Origin of the sequence: Flavobacterium sp. 90 (genome assembly GCF_004339525.1) — a bacterium.
Taxonomy (GTDB): domain Bacteria; phylum Bacteroidota; class Bacteroidia; order Flavobacteriales; family Flavobacteriaceae; genus Flavobacterium.
Genome location: NZ_SMGE01000001.1, coordinates 2140614 through 2160993 on the forward strand (window position 1 = coordinate 2140614; position 20380 = coordinate 2160993).

The 20380-nt window shown below is 34.0% G+C and carries 20 protein-coding genes; 19 read left to right on the forward strand and 1 reads right to left on the reverse strand.

The window, feature by feature from the left end:
- The first annotated feature begins 57 nt into the window (after positions 1-57).
- The 3 genes from galK to C8C83_RS08635 all read left to right on the forward strand — a co-directional run bounded on the left by galK (position 58) and on the right by C8C83_RS08635 (position 4273).
- Positions 58-1218: a galactokinase gene (gene galK / locus C8C83_RS08625; protein ID WP_121327834.1), complete on the forward strand. Its 1161-nt coding sequence runs from the start codon at positions 58-60 to the stop codon at positions 1216-1218.
- 16 nt (positions 1219-1234) lie between these two features.
- A complete protein-coding gene (locus tag C8C83_RS08630; RefSeq protein WP_121327836.1) occupies positions 1235-2296 on the forward strand; it encodes a UDP-glucose--hexose-1-phosphate uridylyltransferase in 1062 nt (353 codons plus the stop codon).
- A gap of 276 nt (positions 2297-2572) precedes the next feature.
- Complete coding sequence (locus tag C8C83_RS08635; protein ID WP_121327838.1) at positions 2573-4273, forward strand: sodium/sugar symporter; 1701 nt, start codon at positions 2573-2575, stop codon at positions 4271-4273.
- A 320-nt stretch (positions 4274-4593) separates the two neighbouring features.
- Here the strand turns inward: C8C83_RS08635 and C8C83_RS08640 are convergent, their stop codons facing one another.
- A complete protein-coding gene (locus tag C8C83_RS08640; protein ID WP_121327840.1) occupies positions 4594-5844 on the reverse strand; it encodes an NAD(P)/FAD-dependent oxidoreductase in 1251 nt (416 codons plus the stop codon).
- A 101-nt stretch (positions 5845-5945) separates the two neighbouring features.
- Between C8C83_RS08640 and C8C83_RS08645 the strand changes: the two genes are divergently transcribed.
- The 16 genes from C8C83_RS08645 (at position 5946) to C8C83_RS08720 (ending at position 20373) form a co-directional block, all read left to right on the forward strand.
- Complete coding sequence (locus C8C83_RS08645; protein ID WP_121327842.1) at positions 5946-7466, forward strand: aromatic amino acid ammonia-lyase; 1521 nt, start codon at positions 5946-5948, stop codon at positions 7464-7466.
- A gap of 39 nt (positions 7467-7505) precedes the next feature.
- Positions 7506-8714, forward strand: coding sequence for a WG repeat-containing protein (locus tag C8C83_RS08650; protein WP_121327844.1), 1209 nt, complete (start codon positions 7506-7508; stop codon positions 8712-8714).
- Positions 8715-8783: 69 nt separating this feature from the next.
- Positions 8784-9515 (forward strand): 3-oxoacyl-ACP reductase FabG, encoded by a 732-nt coding sequence (fabG, locus tag C8C83_RS08655; RefSeq protein ID WP_121327846.1) that lies wholly within the window; start codon positions 8784-8786, stop codon positions 9513-9515.
- A gap of 176 nt (positions 9516-9691) precedes the next feature.
- The gene (locus C8C83_RS08660) at positions 9692-10927 is read left to right on the forward strand and encodes a beta-ketoacyl-[acyl-carrier-protein] synthase family protein (RefSeq protein ID WP_121327848.1); all 1236 of its coding nucleotides are present in this window, start codon (positions 9692-9694) and stop codon (positions 10925-10927) included.
- On the forward strand, positions 10920-11174 hold the full coding sequence (locus C8C83_RS08665) for a phosphopantetheine-binding protein (RefSeq protein ID WP_099710205.1): 255 nt from the start codon (positions 10920-10922) through the stop codon (positions 11172-11174). The genes C8C83_RS08660 and C8C83_RS08665 overlap by 8 nt, the downstream gene beginning before the upstream one ends.
- Positions 11174-12055 carry a lipid A biosynthesis acyltransferase gene (locus C8C83_RS08670; RefSeq protein ID WP_121327850.1) on the forward strand — a complete coding sequence of 294 codons (882 nt, stop codon included), beginning with the start codon at positions 11174-11176 and terminating at the stop codon, positions 12053-12055. The genes C8C83_RS08665 and C8C83_RS08670 overlap by 1 nt, the downstream gene beginning before the upstream one ends.
- A 219-nt stretch (positions 12056-12274) precedes the next feature.
- Positions 12275-13177: a dialkylrecorsinol condensing enzyme DarA gene (locus C8C83_RS08675; RefSeq protein WP_121327852.1), complete on the forward strand. Its 903-nt coding sequence runs from the start codon at positions 12275-12277 to the stop codon at positions 13175-13177.
- Positions 13178-13193: 16 nt separating this feature from the next.
- On the forward strand, positions 13194-14327 hold the full coding sequence (locus C8C83_RS08680) for a beta-ketoacyl-ACP synthase III (RefSeq protein WP_121327854.1): 1134 nt from the start codon (positions 13194-13196) through the stop codon (positions 14325-14327).
- Complete coding sequence (locus C8C83_RS08685; protein ID WP_121327856.1) at positions 14327-14758, forward strand: hypothetical protein; 432 nt, start codon at positions 14327-14329, stop codon at positions 14756-14758. The genes C8C83_RS08680 and C8C83_RS08685 overlap by 1 nt, the downstream gene beginning before the upstream one ends.
- Before the next feature lie 7 nt (positions 14759-14765).
- Positions 14766-15230 (forward strand): ABC transporter permease, encoded by a 465-nt coding sequence (locus tag C8C83_RS08690; RefSeq protein ID WP_121327858.1) that lies wholly within the window; start codon positions 14766-14768, stop codon positions 15228-15230.
- A 24-nt stretch (positions 15231-15254) separates the two neighbouring features.
- Positions 15255-15659 (forward strand): hypothetical protein, encoded by a 405-nt coding sequence (locus C8C83_RS08695; RefSeq protein WP_121327860.1) that lies wholly within the window; start codon positions 15255-15257, stop codon positions 15657-15659.
- Positions 15659-16657 carry a BtrH N-terminal domain-containing protein gene (locus tag C8C83_RS08700; protein ID WP_121327862.1) on the forward strand — a complete coding sequence of 333 codons (999 nt, stop codon included), beginning with the start codon at positions 15659-15661 and terminating at the stop codon, positions 16655-16657. The genes C8C83_RS08695 and C8C83_RS08700 overlap by 1 nt, the downstream gene beginning before the upstream one ends.
- Before the next feature lie 61 nt (positions 16658-16718).
- Positions 16719-17417: an ABC transporter ATP-binding protein gene (locus tag C8C83_RS08705; RefSeq protein WP_165877228.1), complete on the forward strand. Its 699-nt coding sequence runs from the start codon at positions 16719-16721 to the stop codon at positions 17415-17417.
- Positions 17407-18690, forward strand: a complete 1284-nt coding sequence (locus C8C83_RS08710; protein WP_165877229.1) for an ABC transporter permease — start codon at positions 17407-17409, stop codon at positions 18688-18690. Before C8C83_RS08705 ends, C8C83_RS08710 begins: the two co-directional genes overlap by 11 nt.
- Positions 18665-19114, forward strand: a complete 450-nt coding sequence (locus C8C83_RS08715) for an acyl-CoA thioesterase (protein WP_121327866.1) — start codon at positions 18665-18667, stop codon at positions 19112-19114. The genes C8C83_RS08710 and C8C83_RS08715 overlap by 26 nt, the downstream gene beginning before the upstream one ends.
- A 119-nt stretch (positions 19115-19233) precedes the next feature.
- Positions 19234-20373 (forward strand): beta-ketoacyl synthase N-terminal-like domain-containing protein, encoded by a 1140-nt coding sequence (locus C8C83_RS08720; protein ID WP_121327868.1) that lies wholly within the window; start codon positions 19234-19236, stop codon positions 20371-20373.
- The last annotated feature ends 7 nt before the right edge of the window (positions 20374-20380 follow it).

Sequence of the window (20380 nt, forward strand, 5' to 3'; positions counted from 1 at the left end):
ACTTTTTAAAATCAGTTTGCAAGAACTGGTAGAAAACACTATTACAATTACACTATAATGAATGACATTTTAATACAAAGCACAACGGCATTTTTTGAGAAATCATTTGGATCTGCGCCTCAAAAAATTGTACTTTCTCCTGGAAGAATTAATATTATTGGAGAGCATATTGATTATAATGACGGTTACGTTTTACCGGCAGCAATTGACAAAGTAATTTGTTTTGCTTTCGAAAAAAACGGTACCAAAAAATCTAAAATAATCGCTATCGATTTAAATGAAGAATTCGAAATTGATTTAACTCAGGAAGTTCAATTAAGTGATGTCGTTTGGACCAATTATATTCGTGGTGTAATAAAACAATTGCAGGATAACGGTTTTTCTTTTGACGGTTTCAATTGTGTTTTCAGCAGTAATATTCCGGTTGGTTCAGGATTGTCATCTTCTGCAGCTTTAGAATGCGGAACCATTTTTGGAATCAAAGAACTTTTTGATCTTAAAATTGAAAAGGTTGATATTTCATTATTAGGACAAAAAGCAGAACATTGGGTTGGTATCAATTGTGGTATTATGGACCAATTTTCAAGCGTTCATGGTCTTGACAATAAAGTAATAAAACTGGATTGTAACACATTGGATTTTGAATATCACAATGCTGATTTCAAAGATTATTCTTTGGTTTTATTTGACAGCAATGTAAAACATTCACTTTTTACATCTGAATATAATACAAGAAGACTTGAATGCGAAGAAGGATTATCGATTATTAAAAATCATTTTCCGGAAATAAAAAGTTTTAGAGATTGCACAGAAGAACAACTTTTGAGCATTCAGGATAAAATAAGTGCAACAGTATTTAAAAGAGTACATTATGTTGTAAAAGAAATTGCCCGCGTAACAAAAGCTTGTGAGGCTTTGGACAACGGAAATATAGAAATTTTAGGACAATTACTTTTTGAGACGCATTATGGTCTGTCGCAAGAGTATGAAGTAAGTTGCGAGGAGCTGGATATGCTTGTAGATACCGCAAAAGCTGACGAGAGAATAATCGGTTCGCGTTTGATGGGCGGAGGTTTTGGCGGATGCACCATCAATTTAATTAAAAAAGGGCATGAAAATGAGGTAAAAAGTAAGTTTTCAAATCTTTATTTAGATACATTTGGGATTGAATTAAAATTTTATGATGTAAAAATCTCAAACGGAACAACATTACTTTAATACCACCAGAACAAAAATGAAAAACTTTGACATTAACGAGGATCCTCACAGACGTTTTAATCCATTAATAAACGAATGGGTTTTAGTATCACCTCATCGCGCCAAACGTCCGTGGCAAGGACAAAACGAAACCATTTCAACTGAATCTTTACCAAAATACGACGAAACGTGTTATTTGTGTCCGGGAAATGTTCGCGCCAATGGTGTAAACAATCCTAATTACGAAAGCAGCTTCGTATTTGAAAATGACTTTGCTGCGATGAAGCAGGACGAAATTATTTTTGAAGAAGATATCAAACACACTTTCTTTAAAGCAAAACCGGAACAGGGAATATCAAGAGTCGTTTGTTTTTCTCCAAGACACGATCTGACTTTACCGGAAATGGAAATTGACGGAATTGAAAATATTATCAAAACCTGGCAAAAAGAATATACTGATTTAGGAAGTATCAAATACATTAATCACGTTCAGATTTTCGAAAACAAAGGAAGTGTTATGGGTTGCAGTAATCCGCATCCGCATGGACAAATCTGGGCACAATCATCTTTGCCAACTCAGGTTGAGAAAACACAAAATAGCTTAAAATCTTACTTTGATAAAAACGGAAGAACACTTCTTGAAGATTATGTAAAAGCAGAATTAAAAGTTGGAGAAAGAGTTGTAATCGAAAATGATCATTTTGTCGCTTTGGTTCCATTTTGGGCAATCTGGCCTTATGAAACTATGATTGTAAGTAAAAAAGCAATTAGCAAAATCACTGATTTTACTGCAGAAGAAAGTACCGCTTTTGCTAAAATCCTAAAACAATTAACAACAAAATACGATAACTTATTTAGTACTTCGTTCCCGTATTCTTCAGGGATTCACCAATCTCCAACAGATGGTTTAGAACATCCTGAATGGCATTTTCACATGCATTTTTACCCACCATTATTACGTTCTGCAACAGTTAAGAAATTTATGGTTGGATACGAAATGTTAGGAGAATCGCAGAGAGATATTACTCCTGAAAAAAGTGCCGAAATTTTAAGACAACAGTCTGAAGTTCATTATAAAAAAGAAGGAAAAATTAAATAAGAAAAGTGCTTTACAAACGTCATTTAAAAATTTAACACAATAATTCTATTTATAAATGTAAAAAACACATTTAAAATAGCGTAGTTTTCAATTTTTATTTTACTTTTGGCTTTCGCTTACATTTTCATAAAAAAATAACAGAATAAAAACACATATCACATTAAAAACCACCAGTGAATAACAAAAACATGGTTTCAGAATTATCTTAATCAAATAATTTAAAAGCCACAAATAATAAAACTTTCATCTATACTAATTTTTAAAATACTACTAACAATGAACCAGAACCTCGCTTTCGCAGATTATGCGGTTTTTATTATCTATTTTATCGTAGTTTCTGCCTACGGTTACACGGTTTACCGTAAGCGTAAACAAGACGAACAAGATGCCAAAGCTTACTTTTTAGCTGAAGGAAATTTAACTTGGTGGGCTATTGGAGCTTCTCTGATTGCATCAAATATTTCAGCTGAACAATTTATCGGAATGAGTGGTGAAGGTTTCTTTTTAGGAATTGCCGTTGCTGCTTATGAGTGGATTGCTGCTATCGCATTGATAATCGTTGCGGTTTGGTTTATTCCGGTATATCTTAAAAATAAGATTTATACAATGCCTCAATTCTTAAAAACACGTTATAATGAATCGACTGCGTTGATTATGGCTGTTTTCTGGTTGTTTTTGTATGTTTTTGTAAATTTAACTTCTATCCTATATTTAGGAGCAGTTGCTATTAATGGTTTAGCTGGTGGAGAATATCTGCACGTAATCATGATTGGATTGGCTGTTTTTGCTTTGTTTATTTCTCTTGGAGGAATGAAAGTTGTTGCTTATACTGACGTTATTCAGGTTGCAGTTTTAATTATTGGAGGTTTGGTAACTTCATATATTGCTCTTACAACAGTTGGACAATATTTTGGAGTTGGCGAAAATGCAATCGAAGGTTTCAAAGTTTTAATGAGAGAAGCTCCGGAGCATTTCAAAATGATTATCCCAAAACCACACGATACTGTAGTTACGGCACAAACTTCTCAACTTGCGATTGACAAATACTTAACCTTCCCTGGATTATTATCTTACTTGGCTGGTATCTGGATTATCAACTTAAACTACTGGGGTTGTAACCAATACATTACTCAAAGAGCTTTGGGTGCTGATTTGCAAACAGCTCGTACAGGAATTTTATTTGCTGGTCTATTAAAATTATTAATGCCTTTAATCGTAATGTTACCTGGTATCGCTGCTTACGTTTTATACACTAACGGACATTTACCTCAATTAGTTGGAGGAAAAGACGGCGCATATTCTGCTGTATTGACTTTCTTGCCAACAGGATTAAAAGGACTTTCTGTAGCTGCATTAACTGCTGCAATTGTAGCTTCATTAGCTGGAAAAGTAAACAGTATTTCTACAATCTATACATTAGATATTCATAAAAAATACATCCAGAAAGAAGCTGGCGAAAAACAACAAGTAAACATTGGTAGAATTGCCGTTTTTGCTGCAATGCTTTTGGCTGTTTTATTTACATGGAATGACCTTTTAGGAATTGGCGGAGTTGGTGGATTCACTTACATCCAAAAATACACAGGTTTTATTAGCCCTGGAGTTTTCGCAATGTTTATTCTTGGTATGTTCTGGAAAAGAACAACTGGAGCTGCGGCAATTGTTGGAGTAATTTTAGGATTCTTATTGTCTGTTTTATTCAATGAATATGCTCCGGCATTATTTGGAAACGAGACCTTATTATATACTGCTTATTCTAATGGAAAAGGAGCATTCGAAATTCCGTTCCACATTTGTATGGGATTATCATTCTTCTTCACAACATTAACAATGGTTGCGATCAGTTTTGCAGGACCAAAAGTTAATCCAAAAGCTTTTGAGTTGGACTACGAAATGTTTAAAGTAAAACCACAAACAACGGTTTTAATCGTAATCACTATATTATCTATTATCGCATTGTACGTTAAATTCTGGTAGTATAATTTTTTACTATATATTTTTTGAAGAAAAAAAAGAGGATATCAAATTGGTATCCTCTTTTTGCATTTAATTGTGTCAATCTGGTTTTATAATTTAACAGAAAAGTGATCGGTAAAAATCATGCAATATTCCGTAGGAATATCTCATCGGTAGAAAAAAAATAATTGTTTCGTATTGTGTGTCCTGTAAGGACATCTGTTTTTACAAAAATAACAATTTACAAAAATCAAACGTTCCTACGGAACGATGCATAACCGCAATTCAAATTCAGTTCTACCAATGAGATATTCCTACGGAATATTTAAAAAAAGCCCTGATTATTCAGGGCTTTGTTCTTTCTGCATATTCAGTAAATACGCCATATTTGCGATCACATGATCGTGTTTCTTCACAAACGGATTTTCTTCGTTCCAGACATAACCTGCCAAAACCGAACAGATTTTCTCTTTTACTTCCGGATTTTCGGGTTGATGAAAAAACAAAGTCTGAAGATTTCCTGTGTACCATTCTTTCACGTAAGTGGTAAAAACAGCAATTCCACGTTTCATATATTCCGTAAATTCGATTTCCCAATCTACTTCGATTCCTTGTGATTCTTTAAGGTATAATTTCGCAGCAAGCATTCCTGATTCTGTTGCAAAAGCAACTCCAGATGAAAAAACCGGATCTAGAAATTCAGAACTATTTCCTGTCAAAGCAAAACCGTCTCCGTACATTCTTTTTACGGCTCTCGAATAATTTTCGAGTTTTACCGGTTCAAACAAAAACTCGGTTCCTTTAAATCTTTTGATATAATAATCAGATTTCTGAATCGCATTTCTTAAAGCTTCGGCATTGTCTTTATTTTCTGAAAGTGAATTGATGAAATCCGTTGGACCAACAACTCCTAAACTAGTATTTCCATTCGAAAACGGAATTACCCATAACCAAACTTCTGTTTCCAGAATATCAAATGAAATCTGAGTTCCTTCTTCTCCTTCTTCTCTATTAATATCTTTTACGTGTGTAAATATCGACGAATGCGGATCTAATTTTGATGGCGTATCAAGATCTAAAAGTCTTGGCAAAACGCGGCCATATCCGCTGGAATCAATTATAAATTTGGCGTGAATTTCTTTTAAATTTCCATCCTTATCTTTTACGATTGTTTTAGAATTTTTCCCTTCAAAAGAAACTTCCAAAACTTCGGTTTCAAACTCCAGATCAATTCCTTTTCTAAGCACTTCCTGCGCCATTGTGTTGTCAAAATCAGCACGTGGAACCTGCCATGTCCAATCCCAGCCTTCACCAAATTTCTGGCTAAAATCAAAAACACAAATCTCTTCTCCTCTAATGAATCGTGCTCCGAGTTTCTTTTCGAAATTCATCGCATCAAGACTTTCAAACAGCTCCGCTTCTGCAAAATGATCCATAACTCTGGGAATCAAGCTTTCGCCGACAACAAGTCTTGGAAATTTTGTTTTTTCTACTACTTTAATCTTAACATTATTGTTATGAAGATACGACGCAGAAACACATCCGGAAGGTCCTGCACCGATCACTAAAACATCTACAAACTCCTTTATCATAATAAGAATGTTATTAATTATTAACTTACATTTGCCTTCATCAAAATAACTACATTTATTTTGATAAATAAAATTAAATTAGCGCAACAAAAAACGATTTAATGAACACAATTAATGAATATTTAAGTTTAGCAGAATTCGAATCTATTATTTTTGGAAATAACAAAGTTGCAATCAGCGATGTAGTCCTGAATCGAGTAAATGAAAGCTTTAATTTTCTGAAAGAATTTTCGGGAAATAAAATTATATACGGTGTAAATACTGGTTTTGGACCAATGGCTCAATACCGAATTAAAGAATCTGACCAAATTCAATTACAATACAACTTAATCAGAAGTCACTCTTCGGGAACCGGAAAACCTTTAAGCCCGGTTTGTGCAAAAGCAGCAATTTTGGCTCGATTAAATACACTTTCTTTAGGTAATTCAGGAGTTCATCCTTCGGTAATTCACTTAATGGCAGAATTGATTAACAGAGATATTACTCCGCTTATTTTTGAACACGGAGGCGTTGGTGCCAGCGGAGATTTAGTACAATTATCACATTTAGCTTTAGTTTTAATTGGCGAAGGCGAAGTTTTTTATAAAGGCGACCGAAGACCGACTCAGGAAGTTTTTGAAATCGAAGGTTTAAAACCAATTCAGGTAGAAATCAGAGAAGGTTTGGCTTTAATAAACGGAACTTCTGTAATGACCGGAATTGGAGTTGTAAATGTGCATCACGCTAATAAATTATTAGATTGGTCGCTAAAATGTTCTTGTGCCATAAACGAATTGGTTCAGGCTTATGACGATCATTTTTCTGAAGAATTAAACCAAACCAAACGTCATAAAGGACAACAGGAAGTAGCTCAAAGAATGAGAAAAAATCTTTCTGACAGTACTTTAATCCGCAAAAGAGAAGACCATTTATATTCGGGAGAAAATACCGAAGAAATCTTCAAAGAAAAAGTTCAGGAATATTATTCGTTACGTTGTGTACCTCAAATTTTAGGCCCGGTTTTAGAAACCATAAACAATGTTGCTTCTATTTTAGAAGACGAATTTAACTCGGCAAACGACAATCCTATTATAGATGTGAAAAACAAACACGTTTATCATGGAGGAAATTTCCACGGAGATTATATTTCACTTGAAATGGATAAACTGAAAATTGTTATTACCAAATTAACAATGTTGGCAGAACGTCAATTGAATTATTTATTGAATTCAAAAATCAACGAAATTCTTCCTCCATTTGTCAATTTAGGAACATTAGGATTTAATTTCGGAATGCAGGGCGTTCAGTTTACTGCAACCTCAACAACTGCCGAAAGTCAAATGTTATCAAACCCAATGTATGTTCACAGTATCCCGAACAATAACGACAATCAGGATATTGTAAGTATGGGAACAAATGCAGCGGTAATTACCTCAAAAGTAATCGAAAATGCTTTTGAAGTTTTAGCGATCGAAATGATTACAATCGTTCAGGCAATTGATTATTTGGCTCAAAAAGATCAAATTTCATCTGTTACTAAAAAATGGTACAATGATATTAGAACTATAATTCCTGTATTTAAGGAAGATCAGGTTATGTATCCTTTTGTTCAAAAAGTAAAAGATTACCTGATCAATAGTTAAGACTTTATTTCACATTATTAATATTGAACCTTTAAGACCATGAAAAAAACACTTATTTTTTTATTCGTATGTTGCATTCAATTTGTTAATAGTCAAGAATTGGCTTTAGTTAAAAAAGACTCTAAAATTGGATATATTTCCAAAGACGGAAACTTTAAAATTGAGCCTCAATATAAATCTGCAAAGAATTTCTCTGAAGGTTTGGCTGCTGTAGAAAACGGCGGAAAATGGGGTTTTATTGACTCAAAAGGAAGCTGGGCAATTCCGGCAACTTTTAGTGACGCTAAAGAATTTAACAACGGAATTGCAATCGTAAAAAACGATAAAGACTGGGTGTATATTAATACAAAAGGTGAAATTCAGAAAGCACCAACTTCTGAAAAATTGTATGATTTTGATAATGGTGTTGCTTTTATAAAACAAGGCGATAAAATTGGTTTAATCAACCCAAAAATGGAAGTTGTTTTACAACCAAAATACGATGTAATCAAACCGTTTGAAAATGGTTTTGCAAGAGTTGGAATCAATAAAAAATGGGGAATTATTAATACTTCCGGAAAAGAATTGGTTGAACCTGCATACGACGAAATCGGAAATTATTTTAAAGGCACAACCTGGGCAAGAAAAGACAAAACTTTCGGAATTGTAAGCGCAGGAAATTTTATTGCTGTTGATGGTGCCGAAAAAATTTGGGATTTTGATTCTCAGGATTTGACTTTTGCTAAAAAGAACGGAAAAATTGGATTCATTGACTTAAAAGGAAACTGGGTAATTACTCCTATATATGATAAAGCAAAAGCATTCTCTAAAAATTTGGCTCCGGTTTGCGTCGGATCTAAATGGGGATATATTAATCCAAAAGCAGAATTCGTAATTGAACCAACTTATAGTGATGCAGAAGTTTTTAGTACAAATGGATTAGCGCCTGTAAAAGAAAAAAATTGGGGATTTATAAATGAATCAGGAAAACTGGTAATTCCAACTCAATACGGAATTACTGCAAATGGAATTATTGCCATGTTTATAAAACAAGATAAAGGTTTTATCGATGGCGTTGCAAGAGTAAAAAATGAAGGAAAATGGGGATTTCTTAAACCAGACGGAACGGTATTGAGCAATCAATGGTTTGAAAATGCTGAGTTATTTTCGAAAGGATCAGAAAAAATTCAAGCAACTGAAAGTGTTTCTGATAAACCAAAAGCAGAAACAAAACCTGCAGCGAAACCAGCAACTAAAAAGAAGAAATAATTTTACATAAATGAAATCGGCTTTTATAGACGATTTCATTGTGACCAATAAAAAATAAAACTTACATAAATGAAATGTGTATTAGTAACAGGCGGTTCAAGAGGAATTGGTAGTGCTATTTGTAAAAAACTGGCGGTTGAAGCCAACTATCATATTCTAATAAACTATCATTCGAATAAAACTGCTGCCGAAGAAACACTTCAGGAAATACAAAAATTAGGAGCAACAGGAGAAATCTTAGGTTTTGATGTTTCGAATTATGAGGAAGTGCAATCTGTTTTAACAAAATGGCAGGAAGCAAATCCGGAAGCACTTGTTGAAGCGATTGTAAACAATGCCGGAATTACAAAAGATGGTCTTTTTATGTGGATGACTCCCGAAGACTGGAATGGAGTTGTAAACACAAGTGTGAACGGTTTTTTTAATGTTACGCAGTTTTTTATTCAAAAAATGTTACGCAATAAATATGGCCGAATCGTAAATATGGTTTCTGTTTCCGGAGTAAAAGGAACGGCGGGACAAACTAATTATTCAGCAGCAAAAGGCGCGATTGTTGCTGCTACAAAAGCATTGGCACAAGAAGTTGCTAAACGAAATATTACTGTAAATGCGGTTGCTCCCGGATTTATCAGAACGGACATGACAAGCCAATTAGACGAAAAAGAATTATTAAAACTAATTCCGGTAAATCGTTTTGGTGAAGCCGAAGAAGTTGCAGATTTGGTAAGCTTTTTGATTTCTAAAAAATCAAGCTACATTACAGGCGAAATTATCAATATAAACGGAGGGATATATTCTTAATAGTTCCTAAGTTTGCGAGACTATTTTAAGTTTTTTTTAAACGTCGAAAATTGCTCGCAAAGACGCTAAGTCGCCAAGCTTTATTAAAAAATATAAAGAAAAAACTTTGCGACTTAGCGTCTTTGCGAGATTAAAAAAAATTACACGAAACGGATATATAAATACTTTGAAAGACGATGAATAAGAGAGTTGTAATTACTGGAATGGGAATTTATTCTTGTATCGGAACTTCTTTAGATGAAGTAAAAGAATCTTTGTACAACGGAAAATCCGGTATTAAGTTTGACGCCGAAAGAAAAGAATTTGGATTTCAATCTGCCTTAACGGGAATGGTTCCAAAAGCGGATCTAAAAAACTTATTGACCCGCAGACAGCGTATGAGCATTGGTGAAGAAACCGAATATGCTTATATGGCAACAATTGAAGCATTAAAAAACGCCAATATCGACGATGCCTTTTTCGACAATCGCGAAGTAGGAATCATGTACGGAAATGATAGTGTTTCAAAAGCTATTATTGACGCCACAGATATTGTTCGCGAGAAAAAAGATACCGCTTTAATAGGTTCCGGAGCGATTTTTAAATCCATGAATTCAACGGTAACAATGAATTTATCGACGATTTTTAAACTTCGAGGAATCAATCTTACTATAAGTGCCGCTTGCGCAAGTGGTTCACATTCTATTGGATTAGCTTATTTTTTAATAAAAAGCGGATTTCAGGATATCGTAATTACCGGCGGAGCTCAGGAAATCAACAAATATGCGATGAGCAGTTTTGACGGATTAGGTGTTTTTTCGAATAGAGAAAACGAACCTGAAAAAGCTTCACGCCCATTTGATGCTGATCGCGACGGATTAATTCCGAGTGGTGGCGGTGCAACGTTAATATTAGAAAGCTACGAATCGGCAATTGCCAGAGGCGCCAATATTATTGCAGAAGTTGTAGGTTACGGTTTCTCTTCAAACGGTGGACATATCTCAACTCCCAATGTCGAAGGTCCGTCTATAGCCATGCAACGAGCGCTTGACGATGCACAATTAAAAGCAACAGATATTGACTATATAAATGCACATGCAACTTCAACTCCGGTTGGAGACGGAAACGAAGCCAAAGCTATTTTTGAAGTCTTTGGTGAGAAAAATCCTTACGTAAGTTCTACAAAATCAATGACAGGACACGAATGTTGGATGGCTGGTGCAAGCGAGGTAATCTACTCTATCTTAATGATGCAGAACGATTTCATCGCTCCGAACATCAATTTGGAAAATCCTGATGAAGATGCTTCTAAATTAAATTTGGTCAAAACTACTTTAAACAAAAAATTTGACATATTTTTGTCCAATTCCTTCGGATTCGGAGGAACCAACTCTGCGTTGGTGGTTAAAAAGTTTAAATTGAACGATGAATAAAGAAGAGATTATAGCAAGAATTAATGGTTTTTTGGTTGATGAATTTGAAGTAGATAATGATGATATTGAACCAGATGCTAATCTAAAAGATACACTTGGGTTAGATAGTTTAGATTATGTTGATTTAGTAGTTTCTATTGAATCTAACTTTGGTGTAAAACTGGTTGAAGCTGATTTTGTTGGAATTGCTACTTTTCAAAATTTTTACGACCTGATCGATACCAAACTAAAAGCTAAAGCTGTTTAATGAGTCAATGGGATGGCAAATCAAAAGGAACAGTTTTAGGCTATAGAATATTCGTTTTTTTAATACAAAAAGCGGGTGTAAAGGCTGCTTATGTCCTACTCTATTTTGTTGCTTCTTACTACTTTTTGTTTCTAAAGAAAAGCAATCAGGCTATTTTTTATTATTTTAAAGAAAGACTGAACTATTCTTATTTCAAATCAAAAAAATTGGTTTTCAAAAGTTATTACACTTTTGGACAGACTATTATTGATAAGGTTTCCATTTCTGCGGGAATGCGAAATAAATTTTCCTATGAATTTGACGGAATCGAGACTCTGAAAAAACTTCTTGCCGAAAAAAAAGGCGGTGTTTTAATTAGCGCTCATATTGGAAATTTTGAAATTGCCGAACATTTTCTGGGCGACATTGATCTAAACTTTCAAATCAATTTAGTTACTACAGATTTAGAACATTCTGCAATAAAAAATTATCTGGAAAGCGTTACCCAAAAACCTACCGTAAAATTTATAATTATCAAAGACGATTTATCTCATATTTTTGAGATTAATGCAGCTTTAGCTAATAACGAATTAGTTTGTTTTACCGGCGATCGTTATTTTGAAGGCACCAAATCTCTTTCTGAAGAAATTCTGGGCAAAGAAGCTAACTTTCCTGCAGGTCCATTTTTGATCGCTTCACGACTAAAAGTTCCCGTTGTTTTTGTTTATGTAATGAAAGAACCCAACTTACATTATCATTTATACGCAAGAGAAGCAACGGTAAAACATCGTGATGAAAAAGCATTATTGAAAGAATACGTAAAAAGCGTTGAAAGTATCGTGCAGAAATATCCATTGCAATGGTTTAATTATTTCGACTTCTGGAATGATTTGAAAAACTAAAAAGGTTGCCACGAATTTCACAAATTTCCCCGAATTATTTTAAAAAATTCTGAAGATGATTACCTTAATTAATTTTAGGCATATACTAATTAGTGAAAATTTGTGAAATTCGTGGCAAAAAACCTCAACTCAATTCCTACTTTATAACAAATCTTAAACAAGAAAATTCGTTTAAATAAATTTACTTATTTTTGTTTGCAACCAAAGCGTACAAACAAAATGAAAAATGTTCTCGTTATTTTTTATTCCCAATCCGGACAACTAGAATCGATTGCGAAAAACATTGCAAAACCATTCTTAAATTCAGAAGAAATAAAAGTAACTTTTCACGAAATACAATTAGAAAAGCCATTCCCGTTTCCTTGGAATAAAACCTCTTTTTTTGATGCTTTTCCGGAATCTTTTTTACAGATTCCAACAAAGCTTAAACCCGTTTCTGATGAAGTTTTAAACACAAAATTTGATTTGGTTCTTTTTCATTATCAAGTTTGGTTTTTATCGCCTTCAATTCCTGTTAATTCCTTTTTAAAAAGTCCCGAAGCCAAAACAATATTAAACAATACTCCCGTTATAACTATTAATGGTTCTCGTAATATGTGGGTTATGGCTCAGGAAAAAATTAAAGTTTTATTGCGTGATGCAAATGCAAAATTGGTTGGAAACGTTGCATTAGTAGATCGCGTTGGAAATTTAATCAGCGTAATTACAATTGTAAATTGGATGTTTTCTGGTGTAAAGAAAAGATATTTGGGCTTTTTTCCGCTTCCGGGAGTTTCTGATAAAGACATTCAGGAGTCGGATAAATTTGGCGAAATCATGCTTTCCCAATTCAAACAGAACAAACTCGAAGATTTACAGCCAAAATTAGTCGAAATAGGTGCGGTAAAAATCAGTCCGTATTTAGTAACTGTAGATAAAACGGCCAATAAAATTTTTAATAAGTGGTCAAATTTGATTCATAAGAATCAAAAAAACAGGAAAACGCTTCTTAAAATATTTTATGTTTATTTATTCCTTGCAATATGGCTAATCTCACCAATAGTATATATATTGCACCTTATTACCTATCCATTCAAGTTCAAAACCATAAAAAAAGAAACTCAATATTATCAAGGAGTTTAGAATACGAAATTTAATTATGTTTGACGTATATATTACCAAAGCCGCAAAATATTTGCCAAATGAAGCTGTTTCAAATGACGAAATGGAAAATTATTTAGGTCTGATAAATGACACTGCCTCAAAGGCAAGACGTATTATTTTGCGCAATAATAAAATTACAAACCGATATTACGCCGTAGATAAAAACGGAAAAAGCACACATAGTAACGCTGAGTTAACACGAAATGCCGTTGCACAACTATTTGATGAAAATTTTACAGATCAGGATTTAGAAGTCCTTTCCTGCGGGACTTCATCACCCGATGTTTTGGCACCGTCGCATGCTGCAATGGTTCATGGTTTATTAAAAAACAGATCTGTCGAATTAAATTCTTCGATGGGAATTTGCTGTTCCGGAATGAATGCGCTGAAATATGGTTTTCTTTCGATAAGATCAGGAAACTCAAAAAATGCTATTTGTACAGGATCAGAAAAAGTTTCGACATGGCTTTCTTCTCCAAAATACAATCACGAAATTGTCAATTTAAAAAACCTTGAAGAACAACCTATAATTGCCTTCAAAAAAGATTTTTTGCGTTGGATGTTATCTGATGGAGCCGGAGCATTTTTATTAGAAAATAAACCAAGTGGAGAAATTTCGTTAAAAATCGAATGGATGGAAGCGTATTCTTATGCATTCGAATTGGAAACTTGCATGTATGCCGGTGGAGATAAATTAGAAAATGGCGAAATCCAAGCCTGGAGCGATTACAATCCGGAGCAATGGTTAACCGAATCTGTGTTTGCGGTAAAACAAGATGTAAAAATATTAGACGAATTTATCCTGCCTAAAGGTGTCGAAAGTATGAGCGATGCAATGGCAAAGCACAATATTACGGCAGATCAGGTAGATTATTTTTTACCACACGTTTCTTCTAACTTTTTTGTAGAAGGGTTAAAAAACGGATTAAACGAAAAAGGAATCGTGCTTACAGACGAAAAATGGTTTATGAACCTCTTAAGAGTTGGTAACGTAGGTTCGGCATCAATTTATATTGCTCTTGAAGAATTAATGTATTCAGGTAAACTAAAAAAAGGAGATCGCATTTTATTATCAGTTCCGGAAAGCGGAAGATTCTCTTTTGCATATGCCTATTTAACGGTTTGCTAATGGAAACAATATCTCTTTTAAATAAAGAAGCAGTCGAAAATTTATTGCCGCAAAAGTTCCCTTTTGTTATGGTAGATAAAATGTATTCTTATACCGAAACTTCATTGGTTTCCGGTTTAAAAATTCAGAACGACAATATCTTTGTTGATAATAATTCTTTTCTGGAAGCAGGAATAATCGAGCATATGGCACAATCTGTGGCGTTGCATACAGGATATGAGTATTTTTTGAAAAACGAAACAGCACCAACAGGTTATATTGGTTCTATAAAAGATATTGAAATAAAAAAGTTTCCTAAAGTCGGTGATACGATTCAATCAGCCGTAACGATTCTGCAGGAATTTGCAGGAATAACTTTGGTTGATATTGTGACTACTTTGAATAATGAAGAAATTGCCCGCGGACAAATGAAAACCGTTTTGGCAAAATAATATACTTATGAAAATTGGAGTTGACATACAAAATTATCTTCCGCACCGAGCGCCAATGCTTATGGTCGATTTAATTTTGGATATAAATTCAAATTTTGTAGAAACGACATTTCTGATAAAAGAAGACAATATTTTTGTCGATAATAAGATTTTTGTCGAAGCCGGTTTAATCGAAAATACAGCACAAACCTGTTCTGCAATTGTAGGCAAAAAGTATTTTTTTGAGGAAGACGGAACAGAAAATGAAAACGTAAATGTGATTGGTTTTATCAGCGCATTAAAAAATCTGAAAATACATTCGCTGCCAAAAGCTGGTGATACAATTATTACTAAAGCAAATCTGGTTTCGAAATTTATAGGCGACGATTATACTTTATGTACAATGAGTTGCGAAAGTTTATTGGAAGACAAACTGCTTTTAGAATGCGAAATTAATTTGTTTATTCAGAAGACAATTTCGGCTATAACATAACTCTGATCGAAAATAAAAACCGTCATGGAAAAAGAAAATGTACCTCAGCACGATGGAAATTTAAGCAAAAAGAACCTCAAAGAACTTGTTTACGCCACTGATGAAAATGGCGATTACACAACTGCGTTAAGTACGGGTTGGGAACCAAAAGCCATTGCACTTTCTAACGCAATTGACGATATAAAAGAACGTGCCGAAGAAGCAAAAATGAAAGTTCAGATTGGTGAATTAAGCCCGATTTGTTATTATATGGAACTCAACAAAATGGATCTTACCATTCTTGCCGGTTATGTTGAGATGTGGAAATGGCGCGTAAAAAGACATTTTAAACCAACTGTTTTTGCTAAATTAAGTGACAAAATTTTACAGAAGTATGCCGACGCTTTTGAGATTTCAATAGCCGAATTAAAAAATATTAAAACCGATTAATGCAAACTAGTTTTACACACCATCAATCTGCTCATTGTGAAAATGGAGTGGCTTCAAATCTGCTTAAAAACAACGGATTAAATATCAGCGAACCAATGGTTTTTGGTATTGGTTCCGGGCTTTTATTCGTGTATTTACCTTTTATAAAAGTAAATCATGCACCGGCAATCAGTTACAGAACTTTGCCTGGACAGATTTTTAATAAAGTTGCCAATCGTTTAAATTTAAAAATAAAAAGACAAAAATTTTCATCGACAATTAATGCCAATAAAGCATTAGATGAAAATCTAAAAAACAATATCCCAACCGGATTACAAGTTGGTGTTTATCATTTAAGTTATTTTCCTGATGAATATCGTTTTCATTTCAACGCACATAATTTAGTTGTTTACGGAAAAACGGAAACCGATTATTTAATCAGCGATCCAGTGATGGAAACCGTTACCACTTTAACGCACGAAGAATTAGATAAAGTACGTTTTGCCAAAGGCGCTTTTGCTCCAAGAGGACAAATGTATTATCCAATTCAGATTCCAAAAGACGTTGATTTTAAAAGTGCCATCATTAAAGGAATTAAAAATACATGTCGCGACATGCTTGCGCCAATGCCAATTGTTGGCGTTCGCGGAATCAAATTCGTATCAAGACAAATTAGAAAATGGCCTGCAAAACACGGCGTTAGAAAAGCCAATCATTACCTCGCACAAATGGTTCGTATGCAGGAAGAAATTGGAACTGGCGGCGGAGGTTTTCGTTTTATATATGCAGCATTTTTACAAGAAGCTTCGGTTGTTTTAAACAATGACGAATTGAAAGTACTTTCGAAAGAAATGACTCAAATTGGAGATTCCTGGAGAGATTTTGCTGTAGAAGCTTCTCGTATTTATAAAAACCGAAGTGCCAAAGAAGACGCTTACAATGCTATTGCAGATGAACTTCTGGACATTGCCAATAGAGAAGAAATCTTTTTCAAAAAACTAAAAAAAGCAATTAGCTAAATATATTTTGCAAACCGTTATAAAAATAAAATCCCTTTCGAAAAAGTACATAAATGCAGAAATGTATTCTTTGAACGATGTTTCGCTGGATATAAATCAAGGTCAGATTTTTGGTTTATTAGGTCCAAATGGCGCCGGAAAAACCACATTAATCTCGATGCTCTGCGGATTGATAAAACCAACTTCCGGACATTTTACCATTGATGGTTTGAACTATGCGAATGATTCTTCCAAAATCAAAAAAATAATTGGAGTTGTACCGCAGGAATATGCCTTATATCCAACGTTGACGGCGCGTGAAAATTTGCATTATTTTGGAAGCATGTACGGATTAAAAGGTTCTGATTTGAAAGATAAAGTAATCGAAACTTTAGATCTTTTAGGACTTTTAAAATTTGCCGACAAACGCATCGAAACTTTCTCAGGCGGAATGAAACGCAGAGTCAATTTGATTGCAGGAATTTTACACAATCCAAAAGTTTTATTTCTGGATGAACCAACCGTTGGCGTTGATGTACAATCTAAAAATGCGATTATAGAATATCTAAAACATTTAAATCAAAACGGGACTACGATTATTTATACGTCACATCATTTGGCTGAAGCCGAAGATTTTTGCACCACAATTGCCATTCTTGACCAAGGAAAAATCTATGCGCAAGGCACACCATCAGGTTTAATTGCTTCGACCGAAAAAGCGAGAAATCTGGAAGAAGTTTTTATTTCATTAACCGGTAAAGATCTGAGAGATGATATATAAAATTTGGATGTCAGTCGTAAAAGAATATCTCCTGCTCAAACGAGATTTAGGCGGATTAGTCATTTTATTTATAATGCCTTTGGTTTTGGTGATCACCGTAACGTTGATTCAGGACAGCACTTTTAAAACCGTTAGCGATAATAAAATTCAGATTTTATTGGTCGACAATGACAAAGGTTCGGTTTCTAAAACTGTTTTTGATAATTTAGAAAAAAGTCAGCTTTTTAGTGTTGTAACACAAATCGACAATAAACTACTTACCGAAGAAGTTGCCAGAGAAAATGTTTACAAAGGAAGATTTCAATTGGCAATTATAATCCCAAAAAATCTAAGTATTGATTTACAAGCCAAAGTTGATCAGAATGTAGAAAACATTGTAAGCAAAATGGGTTTTACAGATACAATTGCAAAACCGAAAACTTCAAAAATAATTCAGCAAAAAGAAGTTAAATTATATTTTGATCCGGCAGTTCAGCTTAGTTTCAAAAATTCGGTGATGAGTTCAATTGATAAAATGATTTCGCAAATAGAAACAAAATCAATTTATACGACTTTTCAAAATCAATTAGGCGAAGAAAATACTAAGTTCGAACAAAAGAGTTTTATTACTTTTAAAGAAATTGTTCCAAAAGTTGACAACAAAGAAGTGTTGCCAAATTCGGTACAGCATAACGTTCCGGCTTGGACGCTTTTTGCTATATTCTTTATCGTGATTCCTTTGTCTATTAATATTGTAAAAGAAAAATCGCAAGGAACATTTGTTCGATTATTGACCAATCCGGTTTCGAATCTAATTGTTATTATCGGTAAAACCATAACCTATTTAGCCATTTGTATGATTCAGTTTTATATGATGGTTGCCGTTGCAATATTTTTATTTCCGCATATTGGTTTGCCTTCATTAAACGTCGAAGGACATTTGTTTTTAATGAGTGTTGTGGCTTTATTTTCAGGTTTTGCAGCCATTGGTTTCGGAATTTTATTGGGAACTATTGCTAGTACACAAGAACAATCGGCACCTTTTGGCGCAACAAGCGTAATCATTCTTGCAGCAATTGGCGGAGTCTGGGTTCCGGTTTTTGTAATGCCAAAAATCATGCAGCTTATCGCAAAATCATCACCAATGAATTGGGGTCTTGAAGCGTTTTATGATGTTTTATTACGCAACGTTTCTTTCCTGGAAATTCTACCAAAAATAAGTTTGTTATTTTTGTTCTTTATAATCACAACTTCCATTGCATTATTCTATGACAAAAAGAAAAGAACAGTATAACGAAGCAACATCCTTAACGGTTTCACATGAAATCAGAATTCGTTTTAACGAAACTGATCCACTCGGAATTGTTTGGCACGGCTATTATATTACATATTTTGAAGATGGACGCGAAGCTTTTGGACGCGAACACGGGCTCACCTATTTAGATATTGCCAAAACCGGATTTACAACTCCAATCGTAAAATCAAAATGCGAACATAAATTGTCTTTGCGCTACGGCGATGTCGTAACAGTTGAAACAACGGTTGTTGATACTCCGGCTGCAAAAATGATTTATCGTTTTAGAATTTTAGATGCAAAAGGTGAAGTTGCGTGTGCAGGAGAAACCGTTCAGGTTTTCTTAGATAAAGAAGGAAATCTAATGTTGACGAATCCTCCTTTTTATGAAGAATGGAAACGAAAAGTTGGGTTGATTAAATAAAAATTCAAACACGAATTACACCAATTTTCACGAATTAAAAATTTAAAAAAATCAGTGTAAATCTGCTTAAATCCGCAAAATCTGCGTGCCATAAACACCATACAGAAATAAATAATAAAATGTTAAGAGAAGTATATATCACGCAAACCAATTGTATCACGCCTTTAGGTTTTGATGTTGAATCCAACATCGAAGCGATTCTTCGTGGAGAATCCGGTATTCAATTACATGAAGATATTTCCTTGATGCCGTTGCCGTTTTATGCTGCAATTATTAATTATGAAAAAATAAATAGTGCTTTTGAGAAAATAAGCGCTGACACAAAATATTCTCGTTTAGAGAAAATGATGATTTTGGCTTTAGAGCCGATTATCAAAAATTCCGAAATTGAATTAAATTCGAAAACTGCTTTTATACTTTCAACCACAAAAGGAAATGTTACGGCTTTAAAAACTGATTCAGAAGAAAGTTTCAATAATGCACATTTAGATGTTTTAGCAAAAAATGTTTCGGATTTCTTTGGGTTCAAAACACAGCCAATTGTAGTTTCGAATGCTTGTGTTTCTGGAATTTTAGCCGTTTCTGTTGCCAAAAGAATGATTCAATCTGAACTTTACGACAACATTTTTGTTATTGCTGGAGACGAAGTTTCAGAATTTGTTTTATCTGGTTTTAATGCTTTTCAGGCGATGAGCAATTTGCCTTGTAAACCTTATTCTAAAAACAGAACCGGCGTAAGTTTAGGCGAAGCAACCGCAGCAATTTTAGTTTCGGCGGAAGCCAAAAACGCAAAAATAAAAGTTATTGGAGACAGTTCGATAAACGATGCCAATCATATTTCCGGACCTTCAAGAACAGGCGAAGGTTTGTTTAGAAGTATTCAGAATGCTTTGAAAGAAGCTCAGATAAATCCAGATCAAATCGATTATATTTCAGCGCATGGAACCGCAACTCCATTCAATGACGAAATGGAAGCGATTGCTTTGAATCGTTTAGATTTACAAAATGTTCCCATAAATAGTCTGAAAGGATTTTACGGACATACATTAGGCGCTTCGGGATTATTAGAAACCGTAATTGCAATTGAATCAACAAATCAAAATATACTTTTTGAATCGAAAGGTTTTGACGAAATCGGCGTAAGCGAATCGATTAATATTATTGAGAAAAATGAAGAGAGAAATATTGATTTCTTTTTGAAAACAGCTTCTGGATTTGGAGGTTGTAATACGGCGGTGATATTTGAAAAGATAAAATAATATGGTA

Excerpts from the sequence above, each read along its gene's own strand:
- galK (WP_121327834.1), top strand. The coding sequence starts at position 58 with ATGAATGACATTTTAATACAAAGCACAACGGCATTTTTTGAGAAATCA.
- C8C83_RS08630 (WP_121327836.1), top strand. The coding sequence starts at position 1,235 with ATGAAAAACTTTGACATTAACGAGGATCCTCACAGACGTTTTAATCCA.
- C8C83_RS08635 (WP_121327838.1), top strand. The coding sequence starts at position 2,573 with ATGAACCAGAACCTCGCTTTCGCAGATTATGCGGTTTTTATTATCTAT.
- C8C83_RS08640 (WP_121327840.1), bottom strand. The coding sequence starts at position 5,844 with ATGATAAAGGAGTTTGTAGATGTTTTAGTGATCGGTGCAGGACCTTCC.
- C8C83_RS08645 (WP_121327842.1), top strand. The coding sequence starts at position 5,946 with ATGAACACAATTAATGAATATTTAAGTTTAGCAGAATTCGAATCTATT.
- C8C83_RS08650 (WP_121327844.1), top strand. The coding sequence starts at position 7,506 with ATGAAAAAAACACTTATTTTTTTATTCGTATGTTGCATTCAATTTGTT.
- fabG (WP_121327846.1), top strand. The coding sequence starts at position 8,784 with ATGAAATGTGTATTAGTAACAGGCGGTTCAAGAGGAATTGGTAGTGCT.
- C8C83_RS08660 (WP_121327848.1), top strand. The coding sequence starts at position 9,692 with ATGAATAAGAGAGTTGTAATTACTGGAATGGGAATTTATTCTTGTATC.
- C8C83_RS08665 (WP_099710205.1), top strand. The coding sequence starts at position 10,920 with ATGAATAAAGAAGAGATTATAGCAAGAATTAATGGTTTTTTGGTTGAT.
- C8C83_RS08670 (WP_121327850.1), top strand. The coding sequence starts at position 11,174 with ATGAGTCAATGGGATGGCAAATCAAAAGGAACAGTTTTAGGCTATAGA.
- C8C83_RS08675 (WP_121327852.1), top strand. The coding sequence starts at position 12,275 with ATGAAAAATGTTCTCGTTATTTTTTATTCCCAATCCGGACAACTAGAA.
- C8C83_RS08680 (WP_121327854.1), top strand. The coding sequence starts at position 13,194 with ATGTTTGACGTATATATTACCAAAGCCGCAAAATATTTGCCAAATGAA.
- C8C83_RS08685 (WP_121327856.1), top strand. The coding sequence starts at position 14,327 with ATGGAAACAATATCTCTTTTAAATAAAGAAGCAGTCGAAAATTTATTG.
- C8C83_RS08690 (WP_121327858.1), top strand. The coding sequence starts at position 14,766 with ATGAAAATTGGAGTTGACATACAAAATTATCTTCCGCACCGAGCGCCA.
- C8C83_RS08695 (WP_121327860.1), top strand. The coding sequence starts at position 15,255 with ATGGAAAAAGAAAATGTACCTCAGCACGATGGAAATTTAAGCAAAAAG.
- C8C83_RS08700 (WP_121327862.1), top strand. The coding sequence starts at position 15,659 with ATGCAAACTAGTTTTACACACCATCAATCTGCTCATTGTGAAAATGGA.
- C8C83_RS08705 (WP_165877228.1), top strand. The coding sequence starts at position 16,719 with ATGTATTCTTTGAACGATGTTTCGCTGGATATAAATCAAGGTCAGATT.
- C8C83_RS08710 (WP_165877229.1), top strand. The coding sequence starts at position 17,407 with ATGATATATAAAATTTGGATGTCAGTCGTAAAAGAATATCTCCTGCTC.
- C8C83_RS08715 (WP_121327866.1), top strand. The coding sequence starts at position 18,665 with ATGACAAAAAGAAAAGAACAGTATAACGAAGCAACATCCTTAACGGTT.
- C8C83_RS08720 (WP_121327868.1), top strand. The coding sequence starts at position 19,234 with ATGTTAAGAGAAGTATATATCACGCAAACCAATTGTATCACGCCTTTA.